General features: G+C 44.9%; 8 protein-coding genes. 7 read left to right on the top strand and 1 reads right to left on the bottom strand.

Annotated elements, in window-relative coordinates:
* Window positions 1-189 precede the first annotated feature (189 nt).
* The 5 genes from Q0Y54_RS10190 (at window position 190) to pyrR (ending at window position 4,350) form a co-directional block, all read left to right on the top strand.
* Entirely contained in the window at window positions 190-1,530 is a 1,341-nt protein-coding gene (locus Q0Y54_RS10190; protein WP_297967263.1) for an ATP-binding protein, read from the top strand.
* Between the two features lie 237 nt (window positions 1,531-1,767).
* Window positions 1,768-2,376, top strand: coding sequence for a DivIVA domain-containing protein (locus Q0Y54_RS10185; RefSeq protein ID WP_297967260.1), 609 nt, complete (start codon window positions 1,768-1,770; stop codon window positions 2,374-2,376).
* Entirely contained in the window at window positions 2,369-2,854 is a 486-nt protein-coding gene (lspA, locus tag Q0Y54_RS10180) for a signal peptidase II (protein WP_297967257.1), read from the top strand. The genes Q0Y54_RS10185 and lspA overlap by 8 nt, the downstream gene beginning before the upstream one ends.
* The gene (locus Q0Y54_RS10175; protein ID WP_297967253.1) at window positions 2,832-3,752 is read left to right on the top strand and encodes an RluA family pseudouridine synthase; all 921 of its coding nucleotides are present in this window, start codon (window positions 2,832-2,834) and stop codon (window positions 3,750-3,752) included. Before lspA ends, Q0Y54_RS10175 begins: the two co-directional genes overlap by 23 nt.
* A 49-nt stretch (window positions 3,753-3,801) precedes the next feature.
* Complete coding sequence (gene pyrR / locus Q0Y54_RS10170; RefSeq protein ID WP_297967250.1) at window positions 3,802-4,350, top strand: bifunctional pyr operon transcriptional regulator/uracil phosphoribosyltransferase PyrR; 549 nt, start codon at window positions 3,802-3,804, stop codon at window positions 4,348-4,350.
* A 210-nt stretch (window positions 4,351-4,560) separates the two neighbouring features.
* On the opposite strand, the gene gdhA is transcribed toward pyrR, so the two are convergent.
* The gene (gene gdhA / locus Q0Y54_RS10165) at window positions 4,561-5,925 is read right to left on the bottom strand and encodes an NADP-specific glutamate dehydrogenase (RefSeq protein WP_297967247.1); all 1,365 of its coding nucleotides are present in this window, start codon (window positions 5,923-5,925) and stop codon (window positions 4,561-4,563) included.
* 255 nt (window positions 5,926-6,180) lie between these two features.
* On the opposite strand from gdhA, the gene Q0Y54_RS10160 reads away from it, so the two are divergent.
* Both Q0Y54_RS10160 and Q0Y54_RS10155 read left to right on the top strand, forming a co-directional pair.
* Window positions 6,181-6,873, top strand: a complete 693-nt coding sequence (locus Q0Y54_RS10160) for a lipid-binding SYLF domain-containing protein (RefSeq protein ID WP_297967244.1) — start codon at window positions 6,181-6,183, stop codon at window positions 6,871-6,873.
* A 115-nt stretch (window positions 6,874-6,988) separates the two neighbouring features.
* Window positions 6,989-8,359 carry a YjiH family protein gene (locus tag Q0Y54_RS10155; RefSeq protein ID WP_297967241.1) on the top strand — a complete coding sequence of 457 codons (1,371 nt, stop codon included), beginning with the start codon at window positions 6,989-6,991 and terminating at the stop codon, window positions 8,357-8,359.
* Window positions 8,360-8,488: the final 129 nt, after the last annotated feature.

Here is an 8,488-nt window from a genome sequence, read left to right as displayed (position 1 = left end):
AATTGGAATATTTTTCTTCTAAAGAAGAAAAATTTGAACAATGGCGTTATAATAAAAAATGTGATTTTAAGGTCTAATTTCATTTAGAAAATGTGATATTTAAGTCTAAAAACACAAGAAAAATGTGATTTTTAGACCTAAATTAAGAGGAAAAATGTGATATAATATAGGCGAAATGAGGTGATTTCTGTGATTGACCGGTTAAAACGCAAGATTGATCAATATTTGATTGAATGGAAGGAATCAGCTGATCATTTGCCTATCATTGTTAGAGGAGCACGTCAGATAGGAAAAACGGAAGCTATAGAGCATTTTGCCAAGAATAATTATAAATATGTGGTGGAAATAAATTTTATATTACAGCCAGAGTACCAACAGATTTTTGCTGACGGGTTTGACATAGATAGAATCATTCAAAATATCACGTTTATAAATCCTGATTTCACTTTGGAAGCGCATGAGACACTGATTTTCTTTGATGAGATGCAGGTTTGTCCAAGTTGTGCTACCAGTTTGAAGGCATTTAAAATTGATGGCCGATATGACATAATTTGTTCTGGTTCTATGATGGGATTAAATTATCAGGAAATAGAATCCAACAGCGTAGGGTATAAACAGGATTATTATATGCATTCGTTGGATTTTGAGGAATACTTGTGGGGAAAGGGATATTCTTCAAAGCAAATTGATATCCTTTATGAGTGCATGAGGTTGCTCAATCCTCTTTCTGCCAGTATGATGACCTCCTTGCGTCAAAGCTTTCAGGAATACTTAATGCTAGGTGGAATGCCGGCTGTAGTTTGGCGTTTTATTCAGCAAAAGAACTATGGTGGCCTCATTAATATGCAAAGGCAGCTGTTGCTTGATTATGAAGAAGATATTACAAAATATGCTGGTGGTATGGATAAGGGGAAAATCCTTAATGTTTACAGGAAAATACCGGTTTTTCTTGGGCAGGATAATAAAAAGTTTAAGATATCAAAGGTTGCCCATGGTGCAAGAAGCCGGGAGTACGTTGGCGTTAACGATTGGCTTATAAATGCCGGTATTGTAAATGTATGTTATTGCCTGGATTCTTTGTCACTTCCTTTGCGGGGGAATTACAATCCAGATAATTATCGTTTGTATTATGGTGATACGGGGTTACTGATTGCTAGCTTAGACGAAGAGGCCCAAACAGATTTACGGGCTAACCGTAATTTTGGTGTATATAAAGGTGCATTGATAGAAAATGTTGTAGCCCAAATGCTTAAACAGCAAGGCTATAATTTGTATTTTTATCGCAATGATAGTGCCACTGTGGAAATGGATTTTTTCTTACGTGATGCCGATAGCTTAGTACCGTTGGAGGTAAAGGCAACAAATGGTGCTACAAAGTCACTCAATGCTCTTGTTGGCAATGATAAATATTCTGACATAATATATGGAATAAAACTGGGTGATACTAATATTGGCTGGAACGGTAAATTTTATACTTTCCCTTATGCATTAACCTTCCTGCTAAAACGGTGGCTAAAGGAACGCATATAAAAAATATAGACAATGATGGCAAATACAATAATTGTAAAGCTAAGATTTCGTAATAAGCTTACTGGACACCTGACAGTGTCCACACGCCCTTACAACGAAATCTAGAGCTCATCTGCATCCTTCGGATTTGCTTCGCTAAGATTTCATAATAAAAAATTATTGCCTCTATTTTAATATTAAAAAATATGCTAAAATATACTGTGGCTTTACAAGATTATTGTTTTTAGGGGGATATAAATGCTTACACCAGTTGATATACATAATCAGGAGTTTAAACGAAGCTTTCGTGGCTACGATATAGATGAAATTGATGATTTCCTTGATCAGGTAGTGAATGATTACGAAAAATTATTTCGGGAAAACAGCCAGCTGAAGAAGGAAATTGAGCTGAATGAGAAGGCATTGAGCCAGTATCACCAGCTGGAGAAAAATCTTCAGGATACCCTTCTGGTAGCCCAGCGTACCGCCGATGAGGTAACCAATACCGCCAATACCCGTGCAGAGGAAATTAGGGCAGCCGCCAGGCAGGCCAGTGATAATATTATTCGTGAAGCGGAGATTGAGGCAAAGCGCCGGTTGGAGGATGCCGCCCAAAAGGTTCGGGAGGCTGTTACGGAGTACGAGCGTATTGTCAGTGAAAAGCGCCAGTTTGTGGCCAAAATGCGCAATACATTACAGACAGAGCTTTCCCTCCTGGAGGAGGCCGAGAGTAATTTTCCCGACAGACAGGAGTCTCAGATATTGCAATCTGTAAATGTGGAAATTGGCACAAAGCCTGAGGAAAATCCAACAGAGGCTCAGGAAAGTGATGGAGCTGACAGAACGGCTTTTGAAGACGATGAATAAAGGATTTTGGGAGGCAAAGTTGGTACCTGTAGGTTTAGGCTTTATAGTTTTTTTTATTGATCAGCTGGTCAAGAGCTATGTTACTGCTTCTATGCAGCTGGGTCAGTCAATTCCGGTGATTAAGGATTATTTTTACATTACCTATGTCCTTAATCCGGGGGCAGCCTTTGGGCTGTTTGCCAATCAGCGCATTATGTTCATCATAGTGGCAGTTGCTTTGTGCGCCGGGTTGGTTTATTTCCGTCGGCAGCTGGCCAAGGAATCCTTGATGATGAAGTACGGTGTGAGCCTGTTGGCCAGCGGGGCAGTAGGCAATCTGTTTGACCGCCTGCAAAATGGGCTGGTGGTGGACTTTTTTGATTTTCGGGTGTGGCCCGTGTTCAATATTGCCGATGTGGCTATTTGCGTAGGGGCTGCCCTTATCATAATTGATATCTTCGTCAGGAGGAACGAGAATGATACTGACCTTCAAGGCTGATATGGATAGTGAACGGCTGGATGTGTTTCTCACCAGAATGCAGCCGGATTATTCCCGATCCCATATTCAGAAGCTGGCGGCAGATGGCTGTGCATCGGTAAATGGCAGGGTCAGAAAGGGAAATTATCGCCTTCATTTGAATGATGATGTGGTGTTGTCAGTTCCGGAGGCGGAGTCGGTGGAAATTCTCCCGGAGGATATTCCCCTGGATATTCTCTATGAGGATAATGATATTATCGTAATCAATAAGGCCAGGGGGATGGTGGTTCATCCAGCTGCCGGGATAAATTCCGGCACCTTGGTAAATGCTCTTATGTATCATTGTAAGGATTTGTCAGGCATTAACGGGGAAATCAGGCCGGGTATCGTCCATAGATTGGACAAGGATACCTCCGGGGTAATGGTGGCTGCCAAGAATGACAGGGCTCATATCAGTCTGGCGGAGCAGATTCAGGAAAAGACTGCCCATCGGGTGTACAATGCCATAGTTTGGGGCAATATTAAAGAGGAAGCCGGAATAATTCGTGGCGATATTGGCCGTCATCCCACAGACCGTAAAAAAATGGCCATTGTCCAGGAAAACGGCAAGCCCGCCACCACGCATTTTAAGGTGCTGGAGCGGTTTGGGGACTGTACCTTTATTGAATGTCGTCTGGAAACTGGGCGCACCCATCAGATCAGGGTTCATATGACTCATATTGGCCATCCGGTGGTGGGGGATCCTAAATACGGTGCTGCCCGCCATGGCAAGGTGAAGGGAAGCTTTTCCATTCAGGGCCAGGCCCTTCATTCCATTAGCCTGGAGCTTACCCATCCCACTACGGGAGAGCGTATGACCTTTACCAGTCCGCTGCCTGAGGATATGGAAAAAATATTGAAAAAGCTGCGGAATAAATAAGGGGAATAAATGGATTAAATATTAGTATGAATACGAGGGGATGAATACTATGACAACTTTTATTGACAAGACGGTTCTTATGGACGAACAGGGGATGCATCGTGCCTTGGTACGCATTGCCCATGAAATTCTGGAGAAGAACAAAGGGGTAGATGATATAGTGCTGGTCGGTATTCGTTCCCGTGGTGTGCCCTTGTCTGAACGGGTGGCCGATGCCATAGAAGGGATTGAGGGTAAGCGTCCACCGGTGGGGGTGCTGGATATTACCCTTTATCGGGACGATTTGTCTATTTTGTCCTATCAGCCTATTGTCCGGCCTACCACCATGCCGGTGGACATTGACAACAGGATTATCGTATTGGTGGATGATGTGCTGTACACCGGCCGCACCATCAGGTCTGCCCTGAATGCCATAATTGATATGGGCCGTCCAAAGTCAATTCAGCTGGCGGTGCTTATTGACCGGGGCCATCGTGAGCTTCCTATAAGAGCCGATTATGTGGGCAAAAACGTCCCGACCTCCTCCAAGGAATCTGTAAATGTAAAGGTTGTGGAGATAGACCACACCGACCAGGTGGTTCTCCGCCAGGAGGAATGAGTAGGGTTAAGCAGAAAAACTAAAAAAGCCAGGAGTGTTTCATAAGCATTCCTGGCTTTTTCAGTAATATTGATTTAGAACTATATTGGTATAAATAAAAAACAGGCTGCCCTGTGATGAAGCATTATCATCATGGGCAGCCCGTTTTTATTTATCCGATACTAAGGGGGTGCGTGAAAAGTTTGTTGTCATATTGTGCTTTGGGGAGCATTACACAATTCCCTGGGCCATCATGGCGTTGGCCACCTTCAGGAAGCCGGCGATATTACAGCCCACCAATAAATCTCCCTCATGACCATATTCCTTGGCGGCGTTTTTCGAGGCATTGTAAATGTCTGTCATGATGCCCTTCAGCTTGTTATCCACTTCCTCAAAGGACCAGCTGTAGCGCATGGAATTTTGGGCCATTTCCAGGGCAGAGGTGGCTACACCGCCGGCATTGGCCGCCTTGGCCGGAGCAAAGAGTACCTTGTGCTCCTGAATATAAGCAATGGCATCCAATGTACATGGCATGTTGGCTCCTTCACCTACCAGCTTTACGCCGTTGGCGATTAATGTTTTGGCACTGTCCAGATCCAGCTCCTGCTGGGTGGCACATGGTAAGGCAATATCACACGGAATGGTCCAAATCCCCTTGCAACCCTCCGTGTAGGTAGCTGACGGCTTGGCCGCTACATATTCCTTGATACGTCCCCGACGTACCTCCTTAATTTCCTTGACAAGGGACAAATCCAGTCCCTCCGGATCATATATATAGCCGTTGGAGTCGGAGCAGGCTACCACCTTGGCCCCAAATTCCTGAGCCTTTTCAATGGCATAGGTGGCCACATTGCCGGAACCGGATATAACCACGGTTTTATCCTTATAATCCATTCCGTTATCGGCCAAATACAGACTGGTAAAGTACAGGAGACCGTAGCCGGTGGCCTCAGTTCTGGCCAGGGAGCCTCCGTAGGAAAGACCCTTACCGGTGAGAACACCGGCCTCATAGGTATCCTTAAGCCGCTTGTACTGGCCGAACAGATAGCCGATTTCCCGGCCGCCTACACCAATATCCCCGGCTGGAATATCTACATCATGACCGATATGACGGTACAGCTCTGTCATAAAGCTTTGGCAGAACCGCATTATTTCCCCCTCGGATTTTCCCTTTGGATCGAAGTTGGAGCCACCCTTGGCACCGCCGATTGGCAGGGTGGTAAGGGAGTTTTTGAATATTTGTTCAAAGCCCAAAAACTTCATAATGGACAAATTGACGGATGGATGAAGGCGAAGCCCACCCTTGTAAGGACCTATGGCACTGTTAAATTGTACGCGATAGCCCTTGTTTACATGGGTTTTGCCCTTATCGTCAGTCCAAGGTACCCGGAACATAATAACCCGTTCCGGCTCCACCAGCCGCTCCAGTAGAGCTGTGTCCTGATATTTTGGATTGCGCTCCAGGGCTGGTGCAATAGATGTCAATACCTCTTTGACGGTATTGTGAAATTCTACTTCACCAGGGTTTTCCCGCTTAACCTTTTCCAATACTTCATTTACGTATGTATTCAAAATAAAACCTCCCTTTTGAAACATGCATATTAACAACATCGTTTAAGATTATATAATATAATCATTTTTTGATACAATATATGATAATTATGTATACAATATTCTTTTTTTAGATAGACATTTTTAGCTTTTGGCTTATCTAGGGAAAATTAAAAGGATTTTAGTAAAAAAAGTAGAATTTAATAAAAATATAAATATGTAGAAGTGATGGGGTGATATGCTGTCATTTCAGAATATGACAGCATATCAAACCCGGCGAAATGGAAAAGGGGGCTTTTTATGCGTTATCAAAAGGGATTTTTCGGTATGATTTTGGTGCTGCTTATTTGTGTGCTGCTGCCCATGACGGCATTGGCAGCTGACCGGGACAGCTCAACAGGTGATACAAGGGAGACAGTTGCCACCTCTCAGGATCAGGCCGAGCTGGACAAAAAGGCGGAGAAGGAGCGGAAGCAGCAGGAAAAGGCCAAAAAGGAACGGGGAGAAATCGACGAGCTGTCCAAAAAGGCTTTGGAGCGGCTCTATGATAAGGTTCCTTCCGCTAGGCAGGTGATTGCTGACTCCTATGGCTATGCCACCCTGAGCAATACCGGCATGAAGCTGGGGCTCTTTGGCAGTGCCCATGGACGGGGGGTAGCCGTCAACAATAACACCGGTGAACGGGTTTACATGCGGATGAACGAAACGGGCATTGGCCTGGGCCTTGGGGTCAAGGAATATGACCTGGTGTTTGTTATTACCCATGAGGAGGCCTGGAGATCCTTTACCATTAACGATTGGAAGGTGGGCGGCTCTGCTGAGGCATCGGCCAGTGATGGCGAAGAGGGGGGCTCACTGGAGGGAGCCACTGTTGTGGACGATGGAATCTGGGTTTACCAGCTGACGAAAAAGGGCCTGGCATTGGACGCTTCAATAAAGGGAACGAATATTTACCCGGATAAAAAGCTGAATGAAGTAGCAAAGGAAGATTAAATATATTTGATGGATGAAATGATATTTATTGCATAAAAATCCATAATACTGTATCATATAGGGCGTTGATATGTTAAACGTTAATTAACTTTTTAAAGGGGATATTATACAGATTATGGTTGATAAACAAAATAATATAGCTGTTGCTGCTGAACAAAGGGGCTATGGCTTTGCCGATATTGTTAAATTCTTTGGGTGTTCATTGTTTGGCTGCTTCATGTTCCTTTATCCATGGGATACTGCTGGCGGCTCATACAATACAGCCCTTAGTGTTCTGACTGAGGCCCTGGACAAGGCTATTCAGGCAAACTTGCCCTGGCTGCTAACGGTGCTGGTGCTGTTTTCCGGCCTGAGCTCCTTGGTGGGATTGTTTTGGAGGCCAAGGCTATCAGGGCGATATGGCTGGATTTTGCCATTGATGTTTGTGTCCAAGCCCTATGCCATGACCCGCCTCATTGCCATGGCTGTTACTATATGTGTAGTTTTTGGGGTTGGCCCGGAAATGGTGCGCAGTGAGGACGTGGGGGCCAGTATGGTTTCATTGGCCCAAACCCTGGTAGCTATTGCGGTAACCCTAAGCTTTGTGCTGCCCTTTCTGACGGATTGTGGGATTATGGAATTTATGGGGATATTGCTTAGACCCTTGATTAGGCCCTTGTTTAAGGTGCCGGGACGGGCTTCGGTTGATTTGATTGCCTCCTGGCTGGCGTCCTCCAATACAGCTGTGCTTATTACCGGCAATCAGCACCAAAATGGTTACTACAGCAAGCGGGAAGCGGCCTCTATTATGACCAATTTTTCCCTGGTGTCCATTCCCTTCTGTATGGTAATAGCTGAGACCCTGAACGTAACCAGTCATTTTGTGCTGCTGTACGGCTCGGTGACAGCCATTGGCCTGCTGCTGGCAATGATTGGGGTGCGTATTCCGCCCTTGTCCAGAATTCCAGATACCTATTGCGGCGAGAAAAATATTAATGAGGAGGTACCGGAGGCGTCCTCTCTGTTGGGTTGGGCGTGGATTGCCGCCATGAAGCGTGCTCAAAAATTCAGCTTTAGAAATGCATTTGATGCTGCCGGGAGGATGACCATAGGCATTTGTATGGATCTTATTCCAATAGTTATCGCCTGGGGAACCTTGGGAACTCTGCTGGTCAATGAAACCTCGATTATGCAGTGGATATCTTATCCAATGGGGGCTTACATGAGCCTTTTGGGAATTAATGGGGCCTTTGATATAGCTCCGGCTACGCTGGTGGGCTTTATTGATATGTTCATTCCAGCGTTGATTACCAGCCCGGATTTGCCGGTACAAACCAGGTTTTTGGTTGCCGGCCTTTCCCTGGTACAGATTATTTACCTTACCGAGGTGGGCAGTATCATTGTCAAGTCAAATGTTGGCCTTGGTTTTAAGCAGCTGTTCATTATTTTCCTGGAGCGTATTGTGATAGCCCTGCCATTATTGGCACTTATCGCTAACACTCTGTAGCCTTATCCTATGCATCGGATTAAAGAGGGACAGCTTGAGCCGGAGTAAATGCTCCGCCGGAATAAGACTTCGTTATTTTTATAACGCCATTGTTCAAATTTTTCTTCTTTAGAAGAAAAATCTTCCAAT

This window comes from uncultured Anaerovibrio sp., assembly GCF_947302755.1.
Classification (GTDB): Bacteria; Bacillota; Negativicutes; order Selenomonadales; family Selenomonadaceae; genus Anaerovibrio.
The sequence above is the reverse complement of the archived record's forward strand: the minus strand, read 5'-3'. Positions and strand labels throughout refer to the sequence as shown.